Origin of the sequence: Actinosynnema sp. NPDC023658, assembly GCF_040639995.1 — a bacterium.
Lineage (GTDB): Bacteria > Actinomycetota > Actinomycetes > Mycobacteriales > Pseudonocardiaceae > Actinosynnema.
Genome location: NZ_JBFAAX010000032.1, coordinates 1 through 24,626, shown reverse-complemented (window position 1 = coordinate 24,626; position 24,626 = coordinate 1). Strand labels below are relative to the sequence as shown.

Below are 24,626 nucleotides of genomic sequence, written 5' to 3'. Positions count from 1 at the left end.
CTGAGCCCAAGACCAGGGTGCTGCCCGGATGATCTTTCCTGCCGTCGGGCAGCACCCTTCTCGGCATGAGAAAGCTCCTGCTCGTCCCCCTGATCGCCGCGCTGGGACTCGCTGTCGCCGCGCCCGCCCACGCCGGGAGCGTGCCGCCGGTCAACGGTGACGCGTTGCGCGCGGTGATGTCGTCGTTGCCGAAGGACGAGGTCAGCGGCGCGTTGGCGCAGGTGTCCGGCACGGCCGGGTCGTGGCGCGGGTCCGGCGGGGTGGCGCGGATCGGCACGCGGCAGCCGGTGGACCCCGACGGCCGGTTCCGGGTCGGCAGCATCACCAAGCTGTTCACGGCCGCCGCCGCGCTGAAGCTCGACGGCGAGGGCGTGCTCGACCTCGACCGGACCGTGCAGCAGTACCTGCCGGGGCTGCTGACGCCGGACTTCCTGCCGATCACGGTGCGGCAGCTGCTCAACCACACGCACGGCATCGCCGGACCGGGGTTGGCGCACAAGGACCCCACGTGGTTCCTGGAGCACCGCTACGACACGTGGGACCCGGCGGAGGTCGTGCGCATGGGCGTGGCGCAGGGGCCGCAGTTCGACCCGGGCACCCGCCAGGAGTACGGCAACATGGGGTACCTGGTGGCCGGTCTGGTCATCGAACGGGTGACCGGTAAGCCCTACGGCGACGCGGTCCGCTCGCGGGTGATCGAGCCGCTGGGCCTGCGCGACACCTACCTGCCCGGCCGCGACCCGCGCATCAGGGGCCCGCACGCGCACGGCTACGAGCAGACCGCTTCGGGGTACGTCGACGTGACCGAGGCCAACCCGAGCCTCCAGTGGGCGGCGGCCGAGGCCGTCTCCACCGCGCGCGACCTCGACCGGCTGCTGTCGGCGTTGCTGCGGGGCGACTACCTCAGCCCGGCCCAGCGCACCGAGCTGCTGACCGTGCCGCTGCCCGACGCCGCGCACGCGCTGGGCATCACCCGCATCCCGCTGACCGACACCCTGGTCGTGTGGGGCAAGAGCGGCGACCGCCCGGGCTACAACAACGGCGTGGCCGGCACCCTCGACGGCTCCCGCAACCTGGTCTACTCCCTCAACACCCTCCACATGGGCGGCGACCAACCACCGACCGCCATCCGCCTGATCACCGCCGCCTTCTCCTAACCCCCCTCCCCCCTCTCTCGCCTCCCTCTCCCGCGTGTCCTACCTCCAGACCGCGAGAGTCCTACGTTCGCGTCGCGAGAGTCCTACGTTCAGAACACCCGAGTTGAACGCTCAGAACACGTCCCCCGACCGGTCGGGGGAGTTGTCCACAGGTCGCAGACCGCGTGACGCGGATCGTCGGTCCGTTGTGGCAGGGTAAAAGCAGGGGTCCCCTTGGCGGGGACCCCTGCGGTGCGTGAGGGCGGTGCGTGGCGGTCAGGCCAGGTCGGACAGCCACTGCTCCACGCCGGCCACGTGGACGGTCGACCAGGAGCGCGCCAGTTCCGGTTGGTGCGCGGCCAGGGCGTCGACGATGGCGCGGTGCTCGGCGACGGTCCGGTCGACCGCCCCGCCCTGCGTGATGCCGCGCCAGATCCGCACCCGCACGGTCGGGCCGGCGAGCGTGTCCAGCAGCTGGGCCAGGTAGGCGTTGCCCGAACCCTGCGCGATGGCGCGGTGGAACTCCAGGTCGTGCTCGACCAGCTCCTCCACCGACCGGGCCGACTCGGCGGCGTCGCACAACGCCCGCAGCGCCGCCACCTCCTCCACCCCGACCCGCTGCGCCGCCATCGCCGCGGCGGCCGGTTCGAGGATGCGCCGCACCTGCAGCACCTCCAGCACCGAGTCCTCACCGCGGTGCAGGTCGAGCACGAACGACAACGCCCCGAGCAGGTCGTCGGCACGCAGGCTGGACACGTACGTGCCGTCACCCTGCCGCACGTCCAACACCCTGACCAGCGACAACGCCTTGACCGCCTCACGCAGCGAGTTCCGCGACAGCCCGAGCCGCTCGGCGAGGTCCGCCTCGCGCGGCAGCCGGTCACCCGGCTTGAGCTCGCCCGAGACGATCATCTCCTTGACGCGCAGGATGGCGTCGTCGGTAACTGCCACGGCGGCCCTCGACTCGTCAGCTAGACCTCGGATGTCTGGCGCCAAGTATGGGACACGCCCGAGCGCCACGCGGTCAACCAGGCCGAGCGGCGGACATTCACTGATCTTCACTCTATTCGGTTATCTTATAACCACACGTGACGCCGTCCGCCACTTCCGGCCATAATGGTCTGGACCATTTGAGGAGGGACCTTGGACACGGTTGTCGCAGCTCCGCGAGCACTGCTCGGTCGGACCATCACCGGTCCCGTCAGCCTGAGGTTGAGGGCAGGCAGGATCGTCGAGGTCGTCGCGGGCTCACCGCCCGACGGCGCCGAGGTGCTGACCGACGGCCTGCTCACCCCGGGCCTGGTGGACGTGCAGGTCAACGGGGCGGTCGGGGTCGACTTCGCCGAGGTCGACCCCGCGGGCATGGCCGCAGTGGCGAGAGCGCTCCCACAAACGGGGGTGACCCGTTTCCTGCCGACCCTGATCACCGCGCCGGTGCCGGTCGCGGTCCGTCAGGCGCACGCGGTGCTGGCGGCGTCGGCCACCCTGCCGCCGCACGCGGGCGCCAAGCCGCTCGGCGTGCACCTGGAGGGGCCGTTCCTGTCCCCGAAACGCGCGGGCGTGCACGACCCGGCGTTCATGGTGCCGCCGGGCCCGGCCGAGATCGACGTGCTGCTGGGTGACGAGGTGCTGCGCCGCGCGCTGCGCATGGTGACGCTGGCCCCCGAGCAGCCGGGCGGCATGGACGCCGTGCGCAGGCTGGCGGCGGCGGGCGTGCTGGTCGCCGTCGGCCACAGCGACGCGACGGGCGAGCAGACCAGGGCCGCGGCCGAGGCTGGTGCCCGCATGGTGACGCACCTGTTCAACGCCCAGCGGCCGCTCGGCCACCGCGAGCCGGGCGTACCGGGCGTGGCGCTGGTGGACGACCGGTTCACGTTGGGCCTGATCGCGGACCTGGCGCACGTCGGCCCGGACGTCTGCCGGCTGGTGTTCAACGCCGCCGGCCACCGGGTCGCGCTGGTCACGGACGCGGTGGCCGCCGCCGGCATGCCGCCCGGCCGCTACCAGCTCGGCGGCGCGGACGTGCTGCTGACCGAGGACGGCGTGCCGCGTTCGCCGGAGGGCACGATCGCGGGCAGCGCGCTCACGCTGGACCGGGCCGTGCGCAACATCGTGTCGGTGGGCGTCGACCCGGCGGCGGCCCTGGCGGCGGCGACGATCATCCCGGCCGAGGCGATCGGTGAGCCCACGCTGGGCCGCCTGGAGGCCGGTGCCGTGGCCGACCTGGTCTGGTGGGACGACGACCTGCGTCCGCGCAAGGTGTGGGTGGACGGCGAGGTCGTGTTCGACAGCACGACGGCGTACGACAACGCCCCGGTCGGCCTGGCCGCCGCGGGCCAGTAACCGCACGTGCGAGAGGCCCGGGGGACGGATCCCCCGGGCCTCTGGCACGTTCCGAGCGTTCAACTCACACGTCCTGAACGTAGGACTCTCGCGACACGAACGTAGGACTCTCGCGGTCTGGACGTAGGACACGCGCGACGCGAACGTAGGACACGCGAGGTGGAGGGTGGACGCCTGGGGGTCAGCGGGTTCGGGTGACCTTGTTCAGGCCGCGCGGGTTGTCCGGGTCGCCGCCGCGCGCCAGGGCCAGGCCGTGCGCCAGGCGCTGGACCGGGAGGATCTCCAGGATCGGCGCGACCTCCTCCGCCGTCTCCGCCACCGGCACGCGCAGCGCCGCCGACACCTTGTCCGACGCCGAACCCACGGCCAGCACGTCCGCCCCGCGCCCGTGCACGGCGTCCAGCACGTCGTGCATCGCGTCACCGCCGCGCCCGGTGCTGGTCACGGCCAGCACCGCGGTCTCGGCGTCCACCGCCGCCACGGGACCGTGCAGCAGGTCCGCCCCGCTGTACGCCCGCGCCGCCAGGTACGACGTCTCGGCCAGCTTCAACGCCGACTCCAGCGCCGTCGGCAGCGAGTAGCCGCGGCCCGTGGTCAGCACCCGGTCCACGAACCGGTACCGCTGCACGGCCTCCGCCACCGCGTCCGCCGACGAGTCCAGCGTCTGCCGCGCCAGGTCGCCCAACCGCGCCGCCTCCGACCCGTCACCACCGCGGATCGCGTCCACCAGCAGGTACAGCGCCAGCAGCGTCGCGGAGTACGTCTTCGTCGCCGCCACGGCCTGCTCCACGCCCGCCCCGACGTCCACCGACAGCTCGGCGGCGGCGTTGAGCGGCGACGACGCCGTGTTCGTCACCGCGACCGTCACCGCGCCCCGCGCCCGCGCCGACTCGGTGACCTCCAGCAGGTCCGGCGACCCGCCCGACTGCGACACCGCGACCACGAGCACGTCCCGCAGGTCCGGCTCGGCCCCGTACAGGGTGGTCGTGGACGGCGACACCAGCCCGGCGGGCAGCTCCAGCAGCACCTCGGTCAGGTACTTCGCGTACAGCGCCGCGTGGTCGCTCGACCCGCGCGCCGCCAGCAGCACGAACCGCGGCTTCCGCTCCGCGATCGTCGAGGCGACCGCCGCGATCTCACCCCGCCGCGCGACGAGGTCGGCGAAGATCGCGGGCTGCTGGTCGATCTCGGCCGCCATGTGCCTGCCGGGCTGGTGGTCGGTCATCGGGTATCCCCTGTCAGGTGCTCGGTCGCGAAGGGTGCTCAGGTGGTGGCGGCGGCGATGCGCTCCGCCGCGGCCCGCAGGCACACGCGTGAACCGCCGTGGGTGTCGACGCGGGCGGCAGCGCCCAGGTCCGGTCCCGGCACGCCCGTCTCGACGTGCACTAGGTCTAGACCAATAGTAACCAGCGAGGCCACCAGCTCGCGAGCCCACGCGTGGCGGTGTGCCTCACGCGTCACCACCACGACCGGCCGTCCCGAAGCCGCCGCCGCGATCTCGTCGGCCGACGTGCCCGACGTGCCCGACCCGCCCGACGTCGAGGACAGCACCGTCGTGCCCGGCACCAGCTCCACCAGGTACGGCCCGAGCCCCCACGGCACGTCACCGACGGCGATCGACGGCTCCACCGCGAGGTCCACCACCACCGGCGGCCCGGACAGCTCCAGCGTGCCCCGCACCTCCAGCGCCCGACGTGCCGCGACCAGCCCCAACGACGGGTCGTGCGCCTCCACCGAAGCCCCGGGCGCACCGAGGGCGGCCGTACGGCGGGCCGCTTCCTCCAGCCGCTCCACCGGCAGAACGCCCGACTCGACGGCCGCCACGATGCTGTCGACCAGCCACTGCAGTCCGTCGTCGTCCAAGGGCTCGCCACCCAGGCACAACGCGTCCACACCGGCAGCCAGCGACCGCACGGACCCCTCCGCGAGGTCGCCGCCGACGGCCTTCATGTCCAGCCCGTCGGTGATGACCGCCCCGGTGAACCCCAGCTCCTCCCGCAGCACGCGCACCGCCAGCGGGTTCAGCGTCGCCGGCGCCTCGCCCCACTCCGGCACCACGAGGTGCCCGGTCATGATCGACCGCACCCCCGCCTGCACGGCTGCGCGGAACGGCACGAACTCCACCGCCGCCAGCTCCGCCACCGACCGCGGCAGCACGGGCAGCGCCGCGTGCGAGTCCACAGTGGACGCCCCGTGGCCGGGGAAGTGCTTGGCGCACGCGGCCACGCCGACCGCCTGCATCCCCTCCACGAACGCGGCCACGTGCGCGCCCGCCGCCACCGGGTCCGACCCGAACGACCGCACGCCGATCACCGGGTCGTCCAGCGTGAGCACCAGGTCCGCCGACGGCGCCAGGTTCAGGCTCACCCCGCACGCCGCCAGCCGCGCCCCGATCGACGCCGCCACCGACCGCGTCAGCCCGAGGTCGTCGGCCGCGCCCAGCGCGTGGTTGCCCGGCACCTCCGACCCGCGACCGGCGTCGAGCCGGGTGACGTCACCGCCCTCCTCGTCGATCCCGATCACGACGTCCGCCCGCGCGCCTCGCAACTGCGCGTTCAACGCCTTGACCTGCGCGTCGTCGGTGACGTTCCGCCCGAACAGCACGACACCGCCGAGCCCGTCGGCCACCCGCTTGAGCAGCCAGTCGGGCGCGGTCGTCCCGTGGAACCCCGGCAGCAGCACACCCGACGCGAGCCGGTGCAACGACATGCGGTCCTACCCCTTCACCGCACCGGCGGTGACACCGGTGACCATCTTGCGCTGCACAATCAGGAAGAACACCAGCACGGGCAGGGTGAACAGCGCCGACGCCGCCATCGCGCCACCCCAGTCCGTGCCGAACTGCGTCTGGAACCCCGACAGCCACACCGGCAGGGTCTCCTTCGACTGGTCCTTGACCAGCGACAACGCGAACAGGAACTCGTTCCACGCGGTCACGAACGCGAACACCGACGTCGCCACCAGACCCGGGCCCAGCAGCGGCAGCGTGACCCGCCGAAACGCGCCCCACCGGCCGCAGCCGTCGACCAGCGCGGCCTCCTCCAGCTCCAGCGGGATGCCGTTGACGAACCCGCGCAGCGTCCACGCGCAGAACGGCAGCGTCACCGCGAAGTAGATCAGCGCCAGCGCGGGCAGCCGGTCCAGCAGGTCCAGGTCCCGCATCATCAGGAACATCGGGATCAGCAGCGCCTCGAACGGCGCCATCTGCGCCACCAGCAGCATCAGCACGAACCCCTTGCGGCCGCGGAACCGCATCCGGGCCAGCGCCAACGCCGCCAGCAGGCCCACCACGATCGCCGCCAGCACCGCGCTCAACGACACCAGCAGGCTGTTGCCCAGAGCGCCGAGGAACCCGGGCTTGGCCCACGCGGTGCCGAAGTTCGACCCGGTCACCGAGAACGGCACCAGGTCGTAGTCGTTGGACAGCAGGTCCTTGCGCGGCTTCAACGCCGTCGCGACCATCCAGTACGTCGGGAACGCGAAGAACAGCGCCACGACCAGCGCGACGACGTTCGCGGACACCTTTTTCGCGGTCACAGCTCGCCCTCCTGGGAACGGACCAGCCTGCGCAGGTACTGGAACGTCAGCAGGCCCAGCAGCAGCACCATCACCACGGACACCGCCGCCGCCACGCCGAAGTGGCTCTTGGAGATGCCCTCCAGGTACTGGTAGACGGGCAACGTGGTGCTGCCCCCGTCCGGGCCGCCCTTGCGCATCGCCCAGATCTGGGCGAACACCTTGAAGTCCCACAGCAGCGACAGGAACGTCACCATCAGCAACAGCGGCCGCAGCTCCGGCCACGTCACCGCGCGGAACGTCTGCCACGCGGACGCGCCGTCGATGCCCGCCGCCTCGTACTGGTCCTTCGGGATCCCGATGGCGCCGGCGTACAGCGAGAACGCCAGGAACGGCACCGCCTGCCACACGATCAGCAGCCCGATCACGGCCAGCGTCGACGTGCCCGTGGAGAACCACGAGAACCCGGCGAACGAGTCGAACCCGACCTTGACCAGCGTCTTGTTCAGGATCCCGTACTGCTGGTCGAAGATCCACTGGTAGACGGTGGTCGCCGCGAGCAGCGGCATCGCCCACGCCAGCAGCATCGCGACCTGGAGCAGGATCCGCACCACCGGGCTGACCTGCCGCATCAGCAGCGCGATCAGCAGCCCGGCGAGCACGGACACGATCACGACGACCCCGGTGAACACCACGGTCCGCACCGCGATCGTCCAGAAGTCCGGGTCGCCCAGGATCTCGGTGTAGTTGTCCAGACCGGTCCACACGACCTCGCCGCGGGTCAGCTCGCGCAGGTTCAGCTTGCGGAAGCTGGTCACCACGACGGAGAGGACGGGCCAACCGATCAACCAGAGGATGGCCACCACGGCGGGTGCCAACAGCAGGTAGGGCAGCGCCCGGTCGAAGGCGCCACCCCGACGGCGCGGTGCGCCGTCCGGTGCGGCACGCCGCGGTGCCGACGAGGAGTTCGTCGGCACCGCGGCGTCGGTCGTGTGCACGGCCGTCATCCGGTCGTCATCCGCCCAGGGTCTTCGACAGGGCGGAGTTCGCGTCGGCCGTCGCCTGGTCCAGCGGCTTCGCGCCGGTCAGGTACGCGGTCAGCATGTCCTTCAGCGGGTTCTGACCCGCCTCGACCGCGGCCCACGACGGCGTGGTCGGGGTGACCTTGCCGTTCGGGGCGGAGTCCGCCAGCGCCTTGCCGATCGGGGTGGTGGCGAGCTTGGAGGTGTCGGTCGAGGTGCCGGGCACCGCGCCGCCCTCGGCCAGCATGTCCTGGTACTTCGCCGAGCTGAGCAGCTTCAGGTACTCCTTGGCCAGGTCCTGGTTCTTGCTGCCGGCCGGGATGGCGAGGTTCGAGCCGCCGAGGAACACCGGGGCGGTCTTGCCCGCGGTCTTCGACGGGATCGGGAACGCCGAGGTCTTCTCCTTCAGGTCCGGGTTGGCCTTGACGGCGCCCGCGAGCTCCCACGGCAGGCCGATCATCATGCCGACCTTGCCCGTGCCGAAGACCTCCATCTGCTGCGGGGTGGCCTCGTCGGCGTCCTTCGGGGCCTTCGTGCCGGAGGTGTCGACCAGCTTCTTGTAGAACTCCAGGCCGGCCTTGGCCTGCGGGGTGTCCACCGAGCCCGCCCACGCGGAGCCCTGCGACTTGGCGACGTCGCCGCCCTCGTCCCAGATGAACGACAGCAGCACGTACCACGACTGGCCGGGCAGGTAGAGGGGCTGGAAGTCGGGGTCCGCGGCGTTCGCGGCCTTCAGCTTCTCGATCGCGCCGACCCACTCGTCACGCGACTTGGGCGGAGCGGTGATGCCCGCGGCCTGGAACAGGTCGGTGCGGTAGATGACCGTGCGGTTGGCCGCGTAGAACGGCAGGCCGTACTGCTTGCCGTCCCAGGTCAGCGAGTCCTTCAGACCGCCGAGCCACTTGTCGCCGTTGAGGTCCGAGACGTCGCCGCTGAGGTCGAGCAGCGTCTCCTCGGCCGCGAACTTCGCCGTCTGGGTGTTGCCCAGCTCGATGACGTCAGGCGGGTTGTTGCTGGTCAGAGCGGTGGTCAGCTTCTCCTGGATGCCGTTCCACTTCTGGACCTCGTACTTGACGGTGACGCCGGCGTGCGAGTCCTGGAACTCCTTGTTCAGCGCGTCGGTCAGGGTGGTCGGCGCCGAGCCGTCCATCAACCACACCGTCAGCGTCTTGGGTTCCCCGGAGTTGCCGCTGCCGCCGCCGTCGGAGCTCGTGCCACATCCGGCCACGGCCACCGCGAGTGCGGCGGCACCTACGGCCAGTCCTCTCCAGCCCTTCACGTTGTGCGCCCTTTCCCCATGCCCCGATCCCAACGACCGGAACTCCAAGTGGTGTAGACCAATGCGGCCTAGAGTGTGCCTCGCCACAGGGCATGTCAAGGCCGTTGCGGGACCGTTGCAAAGTCATCGGATCATTTTTCCGGCCCTTGTCGGGGGTTCGGGCGCACGATCCGACGAGGACAAGGCATCCTGTGTCTGGGAGCGCTGGCAAGGTCGGCCGGCAAGCGGCGAGGAGGAAGGCATGCTCGAGACGAGCCCTGCGACTGGCGTGGACGCCAGGACTCGCGCGCAGCGCGAGCCGAAGTACTGGGGACTCAAGCGGCATCTGCTCGACCTCCTGCGCGCGTTGCCGCCAGGATCGCCCATCCCGACGGAGCGATCCTTGGCGGCGGAGTTCGACGTGTCCAGGACCACGGTGAGGCAAGCGCTTGCCGAACTCACCGTGGAAGGTCGGTTGCTGCGCGTGCAGGGCAAGGGCACGTTCGCGGCCGAACCGAAGGTGGCCCAACGCCTGCAGCTGTCGTCGTACACAGAGGACATGAAGGCCCAGGGCAGGCAGCCCTCGTCCCGCCTGATCGAGGCCTCGGAGATGGCCGCGGAGGCCGAGCTGGCCAGGCTGCTGGGCGTGCGGGCGGGCGCGAAGGTCCTCCGCCTGCACCGGCTGCGACTGGCCGACGGCGAGCCCATGGCGATCGAGACGACGCACCTTGCGCTGGGCCGGTTCCGCGGCCTGCGGCGCTACCTCGCGCCGGGCGCGTCGCTGTACCAGGTGCTGCGGGAGCGGTTCGGCGTCGAGATGGGACACGCGGAGGAGACCATCGAGACGGCGCTGGCCTCGCCGGAGGAGGCCGAGCTGCTGGGTGCCGACATCGGTCTGCCGATGCTGCTGCTGTCGCGGCACTCGTTCGACACCGAGGGCAACCCGGTGGAGTGGGTGCGCTCGGTCTACCGGGGCGACCGCTACAAGTTCGTGGCCACCCTGAACCGCCCCGCCGGCTAGCCCGGGGAGCCTGACGCGACCCGGCCGGGACCGGGTGGCGTCGCGGGCCGCCCGGCTGGATGCCGCCACCCCGGGTCGCGCGACCCTCGTGCGCCGACCTGGGCCACACCGAGCCGGACCGAGCCGCGCCGCCACGCCACGCCGAACTCGACCGACCCCGCCTGCCCGGACTCCGACCCCGCCCGCCCAGTCACACCCAAGCCTCACCCCCGCAGGTTGCAGGTCGCGGTGCCGGTGGGAACGCGGTGTCGCATTCCCGCGCGGCCGACCTGGCGACATTCCCTCGCGGCCGGCCCGCGCCTCCGACCGCCCGGGTCTCGCGCCCCCGCGCTGCTCGCTAGCACCTTCCGCGCGGCCGGACCGCACCTCCCACGCGACCTGCTTGGCGCACTCCCTCGCGGCTGGCGCGCACCCTCCGCCGGGGCCGGACCGCGCCCTCCGCACTGCCAGCCCGCACCCCCCGCGCTGCCAGGCCGCACCATCCGCGTGGCTGGTCCGCGCCCTCCGCGCTGCCGGCCTGCACCTTCTGTGCGGCTGGCCCGCACTCCCGCGTGGCTGGCTCGCGCTCCCGGGTGGCCGGTCCGCACTCCCGCGTGGCCGGTCCGGCGCGCTTCGCAGGCGTACCCCGGCCAGGGGGACCCCTGTTCTTCATCCTGCCACCCGCCACCGACGGGTTCGGGTGCTCCGGCGCGGCCTGTGGACAACCTCCGGCGCAGAATGGGTCGGTGGCGGACACTGTGGTGTGGGGGACCGGACGGGCGCGGGCTGTGCTGGCCACGACCATCCTCGGCTCGGGCATGGCGATGTTGGACAGCACGATCGTCAACGTCGCCCTGCCCCGCATCGGCGGGGAGCTCGGGGCGTCCGTCGCCGGCCTCCAGTGGATCCTCGACGGCTACCTGCTGGCGCTCGCCTCGCTGATCCTGGTCGCGGGCTCGCTCGGTGACCGGTACGGCCGCCGCCGGGTCTTCACCTTCGGCGTCCTCTGGTTCGGCGCGGCCTCGCTGCTGTGCGGCCTCGCGCCCACGACGGAACTGCTGGTCCTCGCACGCGTCCTCCAGGGCGTCGGCGGCGCGCTGCTCACCCCCGGCTCGCTGGCCATCCTCCAGTCGGTGTTCGTCCGCGCCGACCGGGGACGCGCGATCGGCACCTGGTCCGGCCTGTCCGGCGTCGCCACGGCGATCGGCCCGCTGATCGGCGGGCTGCTCGTGCAGGCCTGGTCGTGGCGGCTCGCGTTCCTGGTGAACCTGCCGGTCGCGGCGCTCTGCGTGTGGCTGGCCCGCCGCCACGTGCCGGAGTCCCGCGACGAGGCCCTGACCGGCCACCCGAACTTCGGCGAGTCGGTCGTCGGCGCGGTCGGCCTGGCGGGCATCACCGGCGCGCTGGTCGAGGCGCCGGTGCGCGGCGCGGACGCGCTCGTGGTCACCGCCGCCGCCATCGGCGTCGCCGGCCTGGTCGCGTTCGTCGTGATGCAACGCCGCGGCCACGACCCGCTGGTGCCCCCGCAGCTGTTCGCCAACCGGACGTTCGTGCTGGCCAACGCCCTGACGTTCCTCGTCTACGCGGCCCTGGGCGGGGTCATGGTGCTGATGGTGCTCCAGCTCCAGGTGTCGCTGCACTACCCGCCCACGGCCGCCGGGCTCGCCAGCCTGCCCATCACGCTGATCATGCTCGCCCTGTCCGCGCGCTCCGGCGCGCTCGCCCAGCGCATCGGGCCCCGCGCCCAACTCGTCGGAGGTCCGGTCCTCATCGGGATCGGCATGCTGATGCTGCGGTGGGTCGAACCGGGCGCCGGCTACTGGACCGGCGTCCTGCCCGGCCTGCTGGTGTTCGGCTTCGGCCTGGCCGCGGTCGTGGCGCCGGTGACGGCGACCGTGCTGGCCGCCGCACCCGACCGGTACGCGGGGATCGCCTCGGGCGTGAACAACGCCGTCGCCCGCACCGGCAGCCTCGTCGCGGTGGCCGTGCTGCCCGCCGTGGCCGGCCTGACCGGCGCCCAGTACGCCGACCCGACCGCGCTCACCGAGGGCTGGCGGACGGCCCTGCTGGTGTGCGCGGTCGCGTCGATCACCGGCGGCCTGCTGGCCATCGGCACGGACAACGGCGTGCTCAAGCCGACCCCCGAGGTGCCCGAGTGCCACAGCTGCGGCATCGACGGCCCACCCGCCCGCGTGCACGACTGACCGGCGCTCACAGGTACCGGGCGAACACCTCCGGGTCGACGTTCCCACCCGACAGCACGGCCACCGCCCGGCCCGCCGACGCCCACTCCGCCGGCCGCGCGAGGTAGGCGGCGGCGGTGACCGCGCCGCTGGGCTCCACCACCAGCCGCGCCCGCCGGGCGAGCACCCCGACCGCCGCGCCGATCTGCTCCTCCGACACCGTGACGATGTCGTCCACGTACGCCAGGATGTGCTCGAACGTCAGCTCGGACGGCTCGGCGCGCAACCCGTCGGCGACGGTCCGGGCCCGGTCGCCCGCCGGCCACCGGACCAGCTCACCCGCCCGCAGCGACGCGGCCGCGTCACCGGCCAGCTCCGGCTCCACCCCGACCACCCGGGTCGACGGGCTGAGCGCCTTCACCGCCGTCGCCACGCCGGACACCAGCCCGCCACCGCTGACCGGCACCAGCACCGTGGCCACGTCCGGCAGGTCGGCCAGCACCTCCAGCCCGATGGTGCCCTGGCCCGCGATGACGTCGCGGTGGTCGAACGGCGGGATCAGCGTCGCGCCCCGCTCGACGACCAGCTCCGCGGCCCGCGCCTCGCGCTGCTCCACCGGCACCTGGAACACCTCGGCGCCGTGCGAGCGGGTCGCCTCGACCTTCACCCGCGGCGTGTCCTCCGGCACGACGATCGCCGCCGGCAGGCCGAACAGCTTCGCCGCGTACGCGACGGCCTGCGCGTGGTTGCCGCTGGAGTAGGCGACGACGCCGCGCGCCCGCACGGCCTCGGGCAGCCGCGCCACGGCGTTGTAGGCGCCGCGGAGCTTGAACGCGCCGACCGGTTGGAGGCTCTCGGGCTTGAGCCACAAGCCGTCGTCGAACCGCAGCAGCGGTGTGCGGACCGCCGCGCCCTCGATGCGGTGCGCGGCGGCCTGGATGTCGGAGAGGGTGACGAGTGCCATGACGACGATCCTCACCCCTGCGGCGGCTCCACACCTACACGGCCCGCTACCGGAACTCCTTCGGTGTCACCCGCTCGGGGCAACAGCATTCACACGTCTGTGGCTTGCCTCGCCGGATCACTTACTTCTGGCAAATCCGCCCGAATCGGTGATCGAATCACTACCTTGAGTGAGAGTTAACTGTCAAACGCTACACAGCGCAGTCACGTGCGCGTGTCCTGTGACACACTTCGCCCTCAGATGGCCCGAACCGTAATAGGTAACAGGGTCATAACGTCGCTCGAACGGGCGAGTACTGGTCGGTAGAGACCGTGGAGGAGGGCCATGCGGGACCTGCGAGCGCTGTCCGCGCGGCGCGTCCTACCGCGGACGACCGGGATATCGGAGACCCGAGCGGCGACCCGGGCGAGGAGTAATGGGGTGGGGCGACCCCTGCCGCCGCCCCACCACCCGTCCCCCTAGAGCCCCCGAGAGCGGTCCCTGCAACCAGGCTCTCGGGTTCCCTGCACCCGAAGATGAGGGAGACGCCTAATGAACCGCACGAGTGCGGTCCGCCTTGCGACGGCCGTCCTGCTGGCCGCCGGCACGGCTACAGCTCTCAGCGTACCGGCCATCGCGGCGCCCGCCGCGCCCCAGGGCGCAACCGCGGCCGACACGGAGAGCTACCCCGCCGAGTTGCTCCAAGCGGTGCAACGCGACCTGGGCCTGAACGCCGAACAGATGACCGCCCGTTTGGCGAGTGACGCTCGCGCGGGTGAGGTCGAGTCCGCGGCGCGGTCCGCGGTCGGCAGCGCCTACGCGGGGTCGTGGATCAACGCGGCCACCGGCAAGACGGTCGTGGCGGTGGCCGACCCGGCGAAGGCGGACGCGGCGCGTGCCGCCGGTGCCGACGCCAAGTACGTCGCCTTCTCGCACCAGCAGCTGACCGGGACCAAGACGGCGATCGACGCCATGGCGGCCCCGAAGTCGGTCACCGGCTGGCGGGTCGACGAGCAGACCAACTCGGTCGTCGTCGAGGTCAACCGCCTCCAGCGCGACGCGGCGGCGGACGCGTTCCTGGCCGAGGCGGCGAAGCTCAGCCCGGCGGTCCGCGTGGTCGAGGTCGACCAGACCCCCACCACGCTGTACGACACGCGCGGCGGCGACGCGTACTACATCGGCGGCACCAGCCGGTGCTCGATCGGCTTCGCGGTCTCCGGCGGTTTCGTGTCGGCGGGCCACTGCGGCCGCGTGGGTGCGACGACGACCGGCTTCAACCGCGTCTCGCAGGGCACGTTCGCGGGCTCGTCCTTCCCGGGCAACGACTACTCCTGGGTCCGGACGAACTCGAACTGGACGTCCCGCCCGTGGGTCAACCGCTACAACGGCACCAACGTCACCATCACCGGCTCCAGCGAGGCGGCGGTCGGCGCGGCGATCTGCCGCTCGGGTTCCACCACCGGCTGGCACTGCGGCACCGTCTCGGCCAAGAACCAGACGGTGAACTACTCGCAGGGCACGGTGTACGGCCTGACCCGCACCAACGTCTGCGCGGAGCCCGGTGACTCGGGCGGTTCGTGGGTGGCGGGCTCCAACTACAGCCAGGCCCAGGGCGTGACCTCCGGCGGTTCGGGCAACTGCTCCTCCGGCGGCACGACCTACTTCCAGCCGGTCAACGAGATCCTGAGCGCCTACGGGTTGAGCCTGACCCGCGGCTGATCGCGCTCCAGGCGCGCGGCTGTCCCCCCTGCGGGCCGCGCACCGCACGACGAACACCCCTCGGGCCACCGGTCCGGGGGGTGTTCCGTTGCGAGGAGGGGTCAGGCGAACTGCACGGAACGCTTGGACAGCCCGTACCAGAAGCCCTCGACGGTGGTCGTGGCCTCCTGCGCGGCGCTCGCGCCCAGCGACACGAACAGCGGCGCGAAGTGCTCGGTGCGCGGGTGGGCGATGGCGGCGGCGGGCGCCTTGCGCCGGAAGTCCAGCAACGCGTCCACGTCGCCGTCGACCAGCGCCCGCCCGGCCCAGTCGTCGAACTCCGCGGACCACGACGGCGGCTCGTAGTCGGTGCCCGCGGACATGTCCACGCAGCTCAGGTTGTGCGTCATGAACCCGCTGCCGACGATCAGCACGCCCTGCTCGCGCAGCGGGGCCAGCCTGCGGCCCACGTCGAACAGCACGCGCGGGTCGAGGCTGGGCAGGGACATCTGCAGCACCGGGACGTCCGCCTCGGGGAACATCTCCTTCAGCGGCACGTAAGCGCCGTGGTCGAGCCCGCGCCGCTCGTCGTGCGCGACGGGCTGCTCGACCAGCCTGGTGACCTCGCGGGCCAGCCCGGGCGCTCCGGGCGCCTCGTAGGTGACGTCGTAGTACCGCTGGGGGAAGCCCCAGAAGTCGTACGTCAGCGGCACGGTCGTGGTCGCGCCGACGGTCAGCGGGTCGTTCTCCCAGTGCGCGGAGACGACGAGGATCGACTCCGGGCGCGGCAGCGTCGCGGACCACGACCTGAGTTCGCCGGTCCACCGTTCGTCGTCGGCCAGCGGGGGCGCCCCGTGGCCCAGGTACAGCACAGGCATCACACCGACGACTGTACGCCGTCTAGTTGAAGTTTCAACCAGGCTGCCGCGGCGCGCGGATCCTCCGCTTCGGTGATGGCGCGCACGACCACCACCCGGTCGGCGCCCGCGGCCAGCACCTCGGGCAGCCGCTCGGCGTCGATGCCGCCGATGGCGAACCACGGCCGGTCCGTCGTGCCCGCCGTCGCGCGCACCAGGTCCAGGCCCGGCGCGGGACGGCCCGGCTTGGTGGGCGTCGGCCAGCACGGGCCGGTGCAGAAGTAGTCCACGCCCGGCTCCCCGGCCGCCGCCCGCGCCTGCGCGACGTCGTGCGTGGAACGGCCGATCGCGATGTCGTCGCCCAGGATGCGGCGGGCGTGCGGCACCGGCAGGTCGTCCTGGCCCAGGTGCAGCACGTCGGCGTCCACGGCGAGCGCCACGTCCGCCCGGTCGTTGACCGCGAGCAGCGCGCCGTGCCGGGCGCACGCCTCCGCGAGCACCTCCAGCGCGGCGATCTCCTGCTTCGCCTCGAGTCCCTTGTCCCGCAACTGCACGACGTCCACGCCGCCCGCGAGCGCGGCGTCCGCGAACTCGGCGAGGTCCGGTCGGGTGGGGGTGCAGAGGTAGAGCCGTGCGCCGGCGAGCCGCCGCCTGATCCGCGTTCCGTCGAGTCCTGGCACGGGCGGCACGGTAACCGCCGGCGCGTTCCGTGCGCTACGGTGGACGTGGTCCGCACGGGAGCCTGGATTGCACCGGGCTGAGAGGGAGCGTGGTTCGCTCCGACCGTCGAACCTGATCCGGGTCATGCCGGCGCAGGGAGCGTGAGTGCCTTGGCAGTGCGAGTGACCGTCCTCGGCGGTGGCGTCATCGGCCTGTCCGCGGCCTGGTGCGCCGCGCGCGCCGGCTACCCGGTCGAAGTGGTCGACGTCCCCTCGCCGCACGGCGGTTCGTGGGTGGCGGGCGGGATGCTCGCGCCGATCACCGAGGCGTGGCCGGGCGACGAAGAGGTGCTGGCCCTCGGGGTCGAGTCGTTGGAGCTGTGGCCCGAGTTCGCCCGCGAGCTGGGCGTGGAGCTGAGCCCGGTGGGCACGCTGGCCGTGGCGGTCGACCGGGCCGACGTCGAGGTGCTGGACCAGCTGTGCGCCTACCTGGAACGGGTGGGGCGGTCGGCGTCCCGGTTGACCGGCCGCGAGCTGAAGGCGCTGGAGCCCGGTCTCGGCGCGGTCCGGAGTGGACTGTCGGTGCCGGGTGACGTGGCCGTGGACAACCGCGCGCTGCTGCGCGCGCTGCGCGAGGCGTGTGCCGCCAACGGTGTGGTGTTCGCGGCGGAGCCCGCCGAGGACCGCGACGTGACGGTGATCGCGGCGGGCGCGTGGAGCCGGGACCTGCACCCGTTGCTGCGCGAGGTGATCCGGCCCGTGAAGGGGGAGATCCTGCGGCTGTCGGCCCGTCCCGGCGCGCTGCCGCCGCCCCGGCACACGATCCGCGCGCACGTGTCCGGCCGGCCGGTGTACCTGGTGCCCCGCGAGGACGGGTTCGTGCTCGGCGCGACCCAGTACGAGGCCGGTTTCGACGGCGGCGTGACCGCGGGCGGCGTGCTGGACCTGCTGCGCGACGCGGAGGTGGTGTGGCCGGGCATCGGTGAGTACGCGCTGGTCGAGACCGCCGCCGGGTTCCGCGCGGGCAGCCCCGACAACGCGCCGGTCGTCGACTGGCTCGAACCCGGAGTGCTGGCCGCCACCGGCCACCACCGCAACGGCCTGCTGCTCGCCCCCGTGACGGCGCGGCGGGTGCTCGCCCTGCTCCGCGAAGGAGGAAACAACCGGTGAAGGCGAAGGTCAACGGTCTGGAGCGGGAGCTGGCCGACGGGTCGACCGTCGCCTCCGTGCTCGCCCTGCTCGACGCGCCGCCCAGCGGTGTCGCGGTCGCGGTGGACGGCGAGGTCGTGCCCCGCGCGGCGTGGGCGACGACGGCGGTCCCCGAGGGGGCCGTGGTCGAGGTGCTGACCGCGGTGCAGGGAGGCTGACGTGGACGACCCCTTGGTGATCGCCGGACGGGAGTTCGGGTCGCGCCTGGTCATGGGCACCGGCGGCGCGGCGAACCTGTCGGTGCTGGAACGCGCGCTGGTGGCGTCGGGCACCGAGCTGACGACGGTCGCGATGCGCCGCCTGGACTCCTCGGGCGGCGGCGTGCTGGACCTGTTGGCGCGGCTGGGGATCTCCGCGCTGCCCAACACCGCCGGCTGCCGCACCGCGGCCGAGGCCGTGCTCACCGCGCGGCTGGCGCGGGAGGCGTTGGGCACGGACTGGGTGAAGCTGGAGGTCGTCGCCGACGACCGGACGCTGCTGCCCGACCCGGTGGAGCTGCTGGACGCGGCCGAGCGGCTGGTCGACGACGGGTTCGTGGTGCTGCCCTACACCTCCGACGACCCGGTGCTGGCGCTGCGGTTGGAGCAGCTGGGGTGCGCCGCGGTGATGCCGCTGGGTTCGCCCATCGGCACCGGCCTGGGCATCCGCAACCCGCACAACATCGAGCTGATCGTGGCGCGCGCGTCGGTGCCGGTGGTGCTGGACGCGGGCGTGGGCACGGCGTCGGACGCCGCGCTGGCCATGGAGCTGGGCTGTTCGGCCGTGCTGCTGGCGACCGCGGTGACGAGGGCGCAGGACCCGGAGCGGATGGCGGCGGCGATGCGCGCGGGCGTGGAGGCCGGCCGGTTGGCCCGGTTGGCGGGTCGGATCCCGAAGCGGTTCTGGGCGCACGCGTCGAGTCCGGCGATGGGGTGATTGCCGGGCACGGCATGATGGATGCTCATCGTGTCCGTCGACCCGAGGAGGACTGCCGTGACGGCCGACCAGGTCGAGGACGCCACCGCCCGGCTGTACCTCGCGATCGGCAGGCTCTCCCGGCTGCTGCGCCGCACCGGCTCACCCGGCCTCGGACCGGGCGCGGTGTCGGCGTTGGCCACGTTGGCGCGCTGCGGCCCGATGAGGCTGGGCGACCTGGCCGCCAAGGAAGGCGTCGCGCCGCCGACGCTGTCGCGGATCGTGGCGGCCCTGGTGGAGGCCCGGTACGTGCGGCGCGAACCGGACCCGCAGGACGGCCGGGCCTGGCTGGCCACGCCGACGCCCGAGGGCGTGACGATGGTGTCGGGCGTGCGGTCGGCGCGGGTGCGGGAGTTGCAGCGCCGCATCGAGGACCTCAGCCCCGAGCACCGCGACGCGCTCGTGCACGCCCTGCCCGCGTTGGAGGAACTGGTCGGGGAGATGGCCTGATCAGCTCCCCGGCGTGCCGCGGGGGAGGTCTTGCCCGGTGAAGTCGTACGCGGTGAAGTCGTATGCCGTGAAGTGGGCGATCGGGACGTAGCCGAGCCGCCGGTAGAGGGCGTTGCTGGTGAGGTTGCCGGGGTCGGTGAACAGCACCACGTGCGACGCGCCCGCGGCCAGCGCGGCCCTGGTCACCTCCGCCGTGACCGCGCCCGCGTAGCCGCGTCCCCGCAGGTGGGCCGGGGTGTAGACGGGGTCCACCCGGACCATGCCGCCGACGAGCGACGTCGAACCGGCGACGGAGACGGGCGTGCCGTCCGGGGTCTCCCAGAACGTGAAGTGCTTGTCCGCGAAGCGTGAGCGGGCCCAGGAGTCGGTGTCGGCGGCGGGGTCCTCCCCGACCGCGACGGCGAACTCCCCGACCCACCGGATGACGTCGTCCAGGTCCTCCGCGGCCGCGGTCCGGGCCCGACCGGCCGGGAGCGGCGGCGGGGTGAGCGTGCCGAGGCGGTGGAGGAGGACCCGCACCCCGGGCGTCGCCACCGCGCCCGCGTGCCGTTGCCACGCCTCGCCGAAGGCGGTGGCGGTGTCGTGGTCCGCGGTGACGCCGGCGAGCGTGACGCCGAGGCCGGCGAGGTGGGCGGCGAGGGCGTCGGCCTGCCCGGGGGAGAGGCCGGTGAGCGTCAGGCGTCCCGTCGGACGGCGGTAGCAGGCGGCGCGGACCTCACCCCCCGACTCCAGCCGGCCGAAGACGGTGGCGCCCGCCCCGGGCACGTCGCCGCGGGCGCGCAACCTCTCGGTCACGGTCAGCGGCATGGTGTGCAGGTCGGGCCGCGACCGCAGGAAGTCCCCGGCCCGGCCCAGGAAGTCGTCGACGTCTTCGGTCAGGTGCCAGCCGTCCGCGCGCATGCCTCATGGTCCCGGGTGCGCCCGGCCTGACTTGCCCCGGTCGACGCCTGCACCAGCTCCACCGCCCCGCTGACCAGCCCCGCGACGGCGAACACCACGAACGGCCGCCGCGTGGCCAGGGTGGCGGAGAACCCGGCCGGCTCTCCCACCGCCAGAACGACGGCCGGCCCTACCCACCGCCAGAACGACCGGCGGCCCTCCCACCGCCACGACGACCCGGCTAACCCTCCAACCGCCACAACGGCGACACAGGACCGACACCGGCGCCCAACGGGTACGCGGCGGCCACCGAGCGGACCACGAAGTCCTTGCCGAACCGCACCGCCGTCGGCACGTCCGCACCCCTCGCCAGCTGCGATGCGACAGCCGACGCGAGCGTGTCACCGCTGCCGTGCGTGTGCCGGACGTCGTACCGCGGCCCGACCAGCTCGACGAACCCCGCCCCGTCGTACAGCAGGTCCAGGCACTCCGGGTCGTCCCACAGGTGACCGCCCTTGACCAGCACCCACCGCGGGCCCATCGCGTGCAGCGCCTCGGCGGCCTTGCGCTGGTCGGCACGGCTGCGCACGTCGATGCCGGTGAGCAGCCGCACCTCGTCCAGGTTCGGCGTGACCAGCGTCGCCCGCGGGAACAGCAGCGTCCGCAACGCGTGCAGCGCGTCGTCGGCCAGCAGCTGGTCGCCGTGCATCGACGCGGCCACCGGGTCCACCACGAACGGCCCGACGTCGACCCGGTCCAGCGCCCCCGCGACCGCCTCGATGATCGCCGCCGACGCCAGCATCCCCGTCTTCGCCGCGTCCACCCCGATGTCGGACGCCACCGCCTCGATCTGCGCCGCCACCACGTCCGCCGGGATCTCGGTGTACCCGGTGACGCCCAGCGAGTTCTGCACGGTCACCGCCGTGACCGCCGTCATCCCGTGCACGCCGCACGCGAACAACGTCCGCAGGTCGGCCTGCAGGCCCGCACCACCGCCGGAGTCCGACCCGGCGATGGTGAGGACCTTCGGTGGCGCGGACGCCATCACTCGACCACCGGCAGGTAGACCTTGTTGCCGTGCTCGGAGAACTCACCCGACTTCTCCGACATGCCCGCCTCGATCGCCTCCACAGTGGACAGACCGCGCTCCTCCGCGTACCGCCGCACGTCCTGGGTGATCTTCATCGAGCAGAACTTCGGCCCGCACATCGAGCAGAAGTGCGCCGTCTTCGCCGGTGCGGCGGGCAGCGTCTCGTCGTGGAACGACCGCGCCGTGTCCGGGTCCAGCGACAGGTTGAACTGGTCCTCCCACCGGAACTCGAACCGGGCCTTCGACAGCGCGTCGTCCCAGTCCTGCGCGCCCGGGTGCCCCTTGGCCAGGTCCGCCGAGTGCGCCGCGATCTTGTACGTGATCACGCCCGTCTTCACGTCGTCCCGGTTCGGCAGGCCCAGGTGCTCCTTCGGCGTGACGTAGCACAGCATCGCCGTGCCCAACCAGCCGATCTGCGCCGCGCCGATGGCCGACGTGATGTGGTCGTACGCGGGCGCGATGTCCGTGGCCAGCGGCCCGAGGGTGTAGAACGGCGCCTCGCCGCACCACTCCTCCTCCAACCGCACGTTCTCCGCGATCTTGTGCATCGGCACGTGACCCGGGCCCTCGATCATCACCTGCACGTCGTGCGCCCGCGCGACGTGCGTCAACTCGCCCAACGTGCGCAGCTCCGCGAACTGCGCCTCGTCGTTGGCGTCCGCGATCGACCCCGGCCGCAGCCCGTCACCCAGCGAGAACGTCACGTCGTAGGCGCGCAGGATCTCGCACAGCTCCTCGAAGTGCGTGTAGAGGAAGCTCTCCTTGTGGTGCGCCAAACACCAAGCCGCCATGATCGACCCGCCGCGCGACACGATGCCCGTGACGCGGCGAGCGGTCAGCGGCACGTACCGCAGCAGCACCCCCGCGTGCACCGTCATGTAGTCCACGCCCTGCTCGGCCTGCTCCACCACGGTGTCGCGGTAGACCTCCCACGACAGCTTCGCCGGATCGCCGTCGACCTTCTCCAACGCCTGGTAGATCGGCACCGTGCCGATCGGCACCGGCGAGTTCCGCATGATCCACTCGCGGGTCTCGTGGATCCGCCTGCCCGTCGACAGGTCCATGATCGTGTCCGCGCCCCACCGCGACGCCCACACCATCTTCTCCACCTCCTCCTCGATCGAGGAGGACACCGCCGAGTTCCCGATGTTCGCGTTGATCTTGACCAGGAACTTCTTGCCGATGATCATCGGCTCGGCCTCGGGGTGGTTGCGGTTGAGCGGGATCACCGCCCGCCCGGCCGCCACCTCGTCCCGGACGAACTCCGGGCTCATGCTTTCGCGCGCCGCGACGAACCGCATCTCCGGCGTGATGATCCCCGCCTTCGCGTACGCCAGCTGCGTCACCGCGCCGCCCACCGGCTCCCGCGCCGCGACCCACTCCGCGCGCAACCGCGGAAGTCCACTGTGGACGTCGATGGTCGCGTCCCCGTCGGTGTACGGACCCGAGGTGTCGTACAGGTCGACGTGCTCGCCGTTGGTCAGCTCCACCCTGCGGAACGGGACCCGCACACCCTCGCCCACCTCGCGGTAGACCTTCCGCGAGCCCGAAACGGGCCCGGTCGTGACACTGGGCTTGACCGAACGGTCGTCGAGTGCCGTCACGTCGTTCCTCCCTACGCCGGCATTACCCGGTCAGGTTCCGGCGGTCGGCGGCACCGGGACCTCGAAGTCCCAGCCGCCCTCTCAGCCCGCTGTGGCGCGAGCTCCCGCGTGTGTTGAGTTGTCGGACTGTCGAGCTGACCATAGCCACGGCCCGGTGCCGATGCCAAGGTGCGGATGCCAAGGGCCACCGTTTGCGCGTACCTTTCACCGCGTGGCTGATCACCAGCCGTTCCCGCCCGGCGCCCGGCGCGTGGCCCGCCCCGCCGCCGTCTCGCCGTGCCCGTCGTGCGGCGACCTGGCCGGCCGCGGCTACCCCGCCTGCCGGTACTGCGCCGAGCTCGTCGACCAGTACTGGCTGCTCGACTGGCAGGTGCTGCTGGCCGCCGAACAACTCGCCGAAGGCGGCTCCGGCGAACGCGAACTGGCCGAGCTCGTCCTCGCCGACGAGGTCGGCCACCACCCCTGGACCTGCACCGACTGGGCGATGACCCTCGTCACGTGCAGCCAGTGCGGCGACGAACTCGCCACCGGACCCGCCGACTGCGTCCGCTGCGCCATGGCCGACGGCCTGCGCTGGTCCTGGGACCACGCCGGGTACCCCCACGCCATGACCGCCGGCGAACACGCGCTGCGGGTGGCCAGGGCGACCCTGCGCGCACCCCACCGCGCCCGTGCCGCCACCGTCGGCGCCTGGCGGCTGCTGATGCCGTTCCTGCTGGTGGGCGCACTGCCGACGGTCGGCCAGGTGCGGCGCATCAGGGCCGCCGTCCTCGCCGGCGCCTACGCCGACCTGGCCCGCTGCGCCACGCACGTCAAGCTGGCGTCGTTCCCCGAGCTGCCCTGGCGCCGCCCCGAGCGCCCGTCGCGCCCCGACCACCAACCCAGGTCCCCGCGCGACCAGCGCGCCACCGCCGACCCGGTCCGCGAGCGGTCGACCCCCGGCGCGCACGAGCCCGCCGCGGACCCGGCCTAGCGCTCCGACCGCCATGTGATCCGGATCACTGACGACAACGCGGTCCGGTCCACCACGTCTTCCCGATGACGCCGAGAACAACGCCGGCGAATACGCCGGCGAGCGACATCGCGCGGCGTCACCTGAATTCCGGGGGGAATACAACCGTGCAAAAAATCGTGAAGACAACCGTGCCCCTGCTCGCCTCCGTGGCGACCGCACTCGCGCTCACCGCACCGGCCGACGCGGCGAGCGACCCCACCGTCGGACGCGCCAAGCCCATCGACACCCGCGTCGACCTCGACGGGGACCACCGACCCGACAAGGTCGTCCTCGAAGTCGTCCCCGACAACCCGGACGAACAACAACTCGTCGCCACCGTCAGCGGAATCCGCCTCACCGCCCGGATCCCGCTCCACTCCTACCCCGGCATCCGACCGCTGCGCGTGGTCGACATCGACGCCGACGGGCGGGACGAAATCATCGTCACCGAATCCGTCGGCGCGAACACCCTCGGATTCACCGCCTGGGGCCTGTTCGGCGGACTCCGCCCGGTGACGTCACCCGACGGGACACCGCTGCCCCTGTGGGAGGGCGGCGGCGCGAGCGCCATCGCCCGCTACGGCTGCGAACCCGCCGACGGCGGACAGCGCCTCGTCACCGTCCAAGCCGGGGTGATCGACTGGGAGAACTTCGTCTACCAGGGCGAACGCGTCACCTACGCCGTGCACGACGGCGTGGCCGTCGAAGCGACCCGGACGCCCGCGGTCGGCCCCCGCGACGCCGTCCCGTTCCTCGCGGACCCGCAGACCTGCGCGTGACCCCGGTGGGGGGGGGGGGGGGGCGCGGGCGGGCCCCCCCCCCCCCCCCCGC

23 protein-coding genes and 2 riboswitches are annotated in these 24,626 nt (G+C 72.8%); of the genes, 11 read left to right on the top strand and 12 right to left on the bottom strand.

What is annotated here, in order from left to right; genetic code table 11:
• The first annotated feature begins 65 nt into the window (after window positions 1-65).
• The gene (locus tag AB0G02_RS07005; RefSeq protein WP_360790537.1) at window positions 66-1,157 is read left to right on the top strand and encodes a serine hydrolase domain-containing protein; all 1,092 of its coding nucleotides are present in this window, start codon (window positions 66-68) and stop codon (window positions 1,155-1,157) included.
• 255 nt (window positions 1,158-1,412) lie between these two features.
• On the opposite strand, the gene AB0G02_RS07000 is transcribed toward AB0G02_RS07005, so the two are convergent.
• On the bottom strand, window positions 1,413-2,087 hold the full coding sequence (locus AB0G02_RS07000) for a FadR/GntR family transcriptional regulator (RefSeq protein WP_360790534.1): 675 nt from the start codon (window positions 2,085-2,087) through the stop codon (window positions 1,413-1,415).
• 192 nt (window positions 2,088-2,279) lie between these two features.
• On the opposite strand from AB0G02_RS07000, the gene nagA reads away from it, so the two are divergent.
• A complete protein-coding gene (gene nagA, locus AB0G02_RS06995; RefSeq protein WP_360790531.1) occupies window positions 2,280-3,479 on the top strand; it encodes an N-acetylglucosamine-6-phosphate deacetylase in 1,200 nt (399 codons plus the stop codon).
• A gap of 181 nt (window positions 3,480-3,660) precedes the next feature.
• Here nagA and AB0G02_RS06990 read toward each other — a convergent pair whose 3' ends face one another.
• Genes AB0G02_RS06990 through AB0G02_RS06970 form a run of 5 tightly spaced genes read right to left on the bottom strand, consistent with a single transcriptional unit; the run spans window position 3,661 to window position 9,296 of the window.
• A complete protein-coding gene (locus AB0G02_RS06990) occupies window positions 3,661-4,704 on the bottom strand; it encodes an SIS domain-containing protein (RefSeq protein ID WP_360790528.1) in 1,044 nt (347 codons plus the stop codon).
• 38 nt (window positions 4,705-4,742) lie between these two features.
• Window positions 4,743-6,188, bottom strand: a complete 1,446-nt coding sequence (locus AB0G02_RS06985; RefSeq protein ID WP_360790525.1) for a glycoside hydrolase family 3 N-terminal domain-containing protein — start codon at window positions 6,186-6,188, stop codon at window positions 4,743-4,745.
• 6 nt (window positions 6,189-6,194) lie between these two features.
• On the bottom strand, window positions 6,195-7,016 hold the full coding sequence (locus tag AB0G02_RS06980; RefSeq protein ID WP_360790523.1) for a carbohydrate ABC transporter permease: 822 nt from the start codon (window positions 7,014-7,016) through the stop codon (window positions 6,195-6,197).
• Entirely contained in the window at window positions 7,013-8,002 is a 990-nt protein-coding gene (locus AB0G02_RS06975) for a sugar ABC transporter permease (protein ID WP_360790520.1), read from the bottom strand. The genes AB0G02_RS06980 and AB0G02_RS06975 overlap by 4 nt, the downstream gene beginning before the upstream one ends.
• Window positions 8,003-8,009: 7 nt before the next feature.
• On the bottom strand, window positions 8,010-9,296 hold the full coding sequence (locus AB0G02_RS06970; protein WP_360790517.1) for a sugar ABC transporter substrate-binding protein: 1,287 nt from the start codon (window positions 9,294-9,296) through the stop codon (window positions 8,010-8,012).
• A 241-nt stretch (window positions 9,297-9,537) separates the two neighbouring features.
• Between AB0G02_RS06970 and AB0G02_RS06965 the strand changes: the two genes are divergently transcribed.
• Both AB0G02_RS06965 and AB0G02_RS06960 read left to right on the top strand, forming a co-directional pair.
• Window positions 9,538-10,296 (top strand): GntR family transcriptional regulator, encoded by a 759-nt coding sequence (locus tag AB0G02_RS06965; protein ID WP_360790514.1) that lies wholly within the window; start codon window positions 9,538-9,540, stop codon window positions 10,294-10,296.
• Window positions 10,297-11,021: 725 nt separating this feature from the next.
• Window positions 11,022-12,479 (top strand): MFS transporter, encoded by a 1,458-nt coding sequence (locus AB0G02_RS06960; RefSeq protein ID WP_360790511.1) that lies wholly within the window; start codon window positions 11,022-11,024, stop codon window positions 12,477-12,479.
• Between the two features lie 7 nt (window positions 12,480-12,486).
• Here the strand turns inward: AB0G02_RS06960 and AB0G02_RS06955 are convergent, their stop codons facing one another.
• Window positions 12,487-13,422 carry a threonine/serine dehydratase gene (locus AB0G02_RS06955; protein ID WP_360790508.1) on the bottom strand — a complete coding sequence of 312 codons (936 nt, stop codon included), beginning with the start codon at window positions 13,420-13,422 and terminating at the stop codon, window positions 12,487-12,489.
• Between the two features lie 531 nt (window positions 13,423-13,953).
• On the opposite strand from AB0G02_RS06955, the gene AB0G02_RS06950 reads away from it, so the two are divergent.
• Entirely contained in the window at window positions 13,954-15,120 is a 1,167-nt protein-coding gene (locus AB0G02_RS06950; protein WP_360790505.1) for a S1 family peptidase, read from the top strand.
• A 101-nt stretch (window positions 15,121-15,221) separates the two neighbouring features.
• Here AB0G02_RS06950 and AB0G02_RS06945 read toward each other — a convergent pair whose 3' ends face one another.
• Window positions 15,222-15,977, bottom strand: coding sequence for a class III extradiol ring-cleavage dioxygenase (locus AB0G02_RS06945; protein WP_360790560.1), 756 nt, complete (start codon window positions 15,975-15,977; stop codon window positions 15,222-15,224).
• Window positions 15,977-16,636 carry a thiamine phosphate synthase gene (thiE, locus tag AB0G02_RS06940; protein ID WP_360790502.1) on the bottom strand — a complete coding sequence of 220 codons (660 nt, stop codon included), beginning with the start codon at window positions 16,634-16,636 and terminating at the stop codon, window positions 15,977-15,979. The genes AB0G02_RS06945 and thiE overlap by 1 nt, the downstream gene beginning before the upstream one ends.
• 44 nt (window positions 16,637-16,680) lie before the next feature.
• Window positions 16,681-16,792, top strand: a riboswitch (TPP riboswitch).
• Here thiE and thiO point away from each other — a divergent pair.
• The 4 genes from thiO (at window position 16,778) to AB0G02_RS06920 (ending at window position 19,228) form a co-directional block, all read left to right on the top strand.
• A complete protein-coding gene (gene thiO / locus AB0G02_RS06935; protein WP_360790500.1) occupies window positions 16,778-17,785 on the top strand; it encodes a glycine oxidase ThiO in 1,008 nt (335 codons plus the stop codon). Its footprint overlaps the riboswitch before it by 15 nt.
• Complete coding sequence (gene thiS / locus AB0G02_RS06930; RefSeq protein WP_360790497.1) at window positions 17,782-17,982, top strand: sulfur carrier protein ThiS; 201 nt, start codon at window positions 17,782-17,784, stop codon at window positions 17,980-17,982. The genes thiO and thiS overlap by 4 nt, the downstream gene beginning before the upstream one ends.
• Window position 17,983: 1 nt before the next feature.
• A complete protein-coding gene (locus AB0G02_RS06925) occupies window positions 17,984-18,739 on the top strand; it encodes a thiazole synthase (protein ID WP_360790494.1) in 756 nt (251 codons plus the stop codon).
• 57 nt (window positions 18,740-18,796) lie between these two features.
• Entirely contained in the window at window positions 18,797-19,228 is a 432-nt protein-coding gene (locus AB0G02_RS06920; RefSeq protein WP_360790557.1) for a MarR family transcriptional regulator, read from the top strand.
• On the opposite strand, the gene AB0G02_RS06915 is transcribed toward AB0G02_RS06920, so the two are convergent.
• The 3 genes from AB0G02_RS06915 to thiC form a co-directional block, all read right to left on the bottom strand.
• The gene (locus AB0G02_RS06915) at window positions 19,229-20,128 is read right to left on the bottom strand and encodes a GNAT family N-acetyltransferase (protein ID WP_360790491.1); all 900 of its coding nucleotides are present in this window, start codon (window positions 20,126-20,128) and stop codon (window positions 19,229-19,231) included.
• A gap of 220 nt (window positions 20,129-20,348) precedes the next feature.
• Complete coding sequence (gene thiD / locus AB0G02_RS06910) at window positions 20,349-21,152, bottom strand: bifunctional hydroxymethylpyrimidine kinase/phosphomethylpyrimidine kinase (protein WP_360790488.1); 804 nt, start codon at window positions 21,150-21,152, stop codon at window positions 20,349-20,351.
• A complete protein-coding gene (thiC, locus tag AB0G02_RS06905; protein ID WP_360790485.1) occupies window positions 21,152-22,801 on the bottom strand; it encodes a phosphomethylpyrimidine synthase ThiC in 1,650 nt (549 codons plus the stop codon). The genes thiD and thiC overlap by 1 nt, the downstream gene beginning before the upstream one ends.
• A riboswitch (TPP riboswitch) is annotated at window positions 22,792-22,919 on the bottom strand. (Overlaps the previous gene by 10 nt.)
• Window positions 22,920-23,012: 93 nt before the next feature.
• On the opposite strand from thiC, the gene AB0G02_RS06900 reads away from it, so the two are divergent.
• Both AB0G02_RS06900 and AB0G02_RS06895 read left to right on the top strand, forming a co-directional pair.
• Window positions 23,013-23,774, top strand: a complete 762-nt coding sequence (locus AB0G02_RS06900) for a hypothetical protein (protein WP_360790482.1) — start codon at window positions 23,013-23,015, stop codon at window positions 23,772-23,774.
• Between the two features lie 65 nt (window positions 23,775-23,839).
• Window positions 23,840-24,574, top strand: coding sequence for a hypothetical protein (locus AB0G02_RS06895; RefSeq protein ID WP_360790479.1), 735 nt, complete (start codon window positions 23,840-23,842; stop codon window positions 24,572-24,574).
• Window positions 24,575-24,626: the final 52 nt, after the last annotated feature.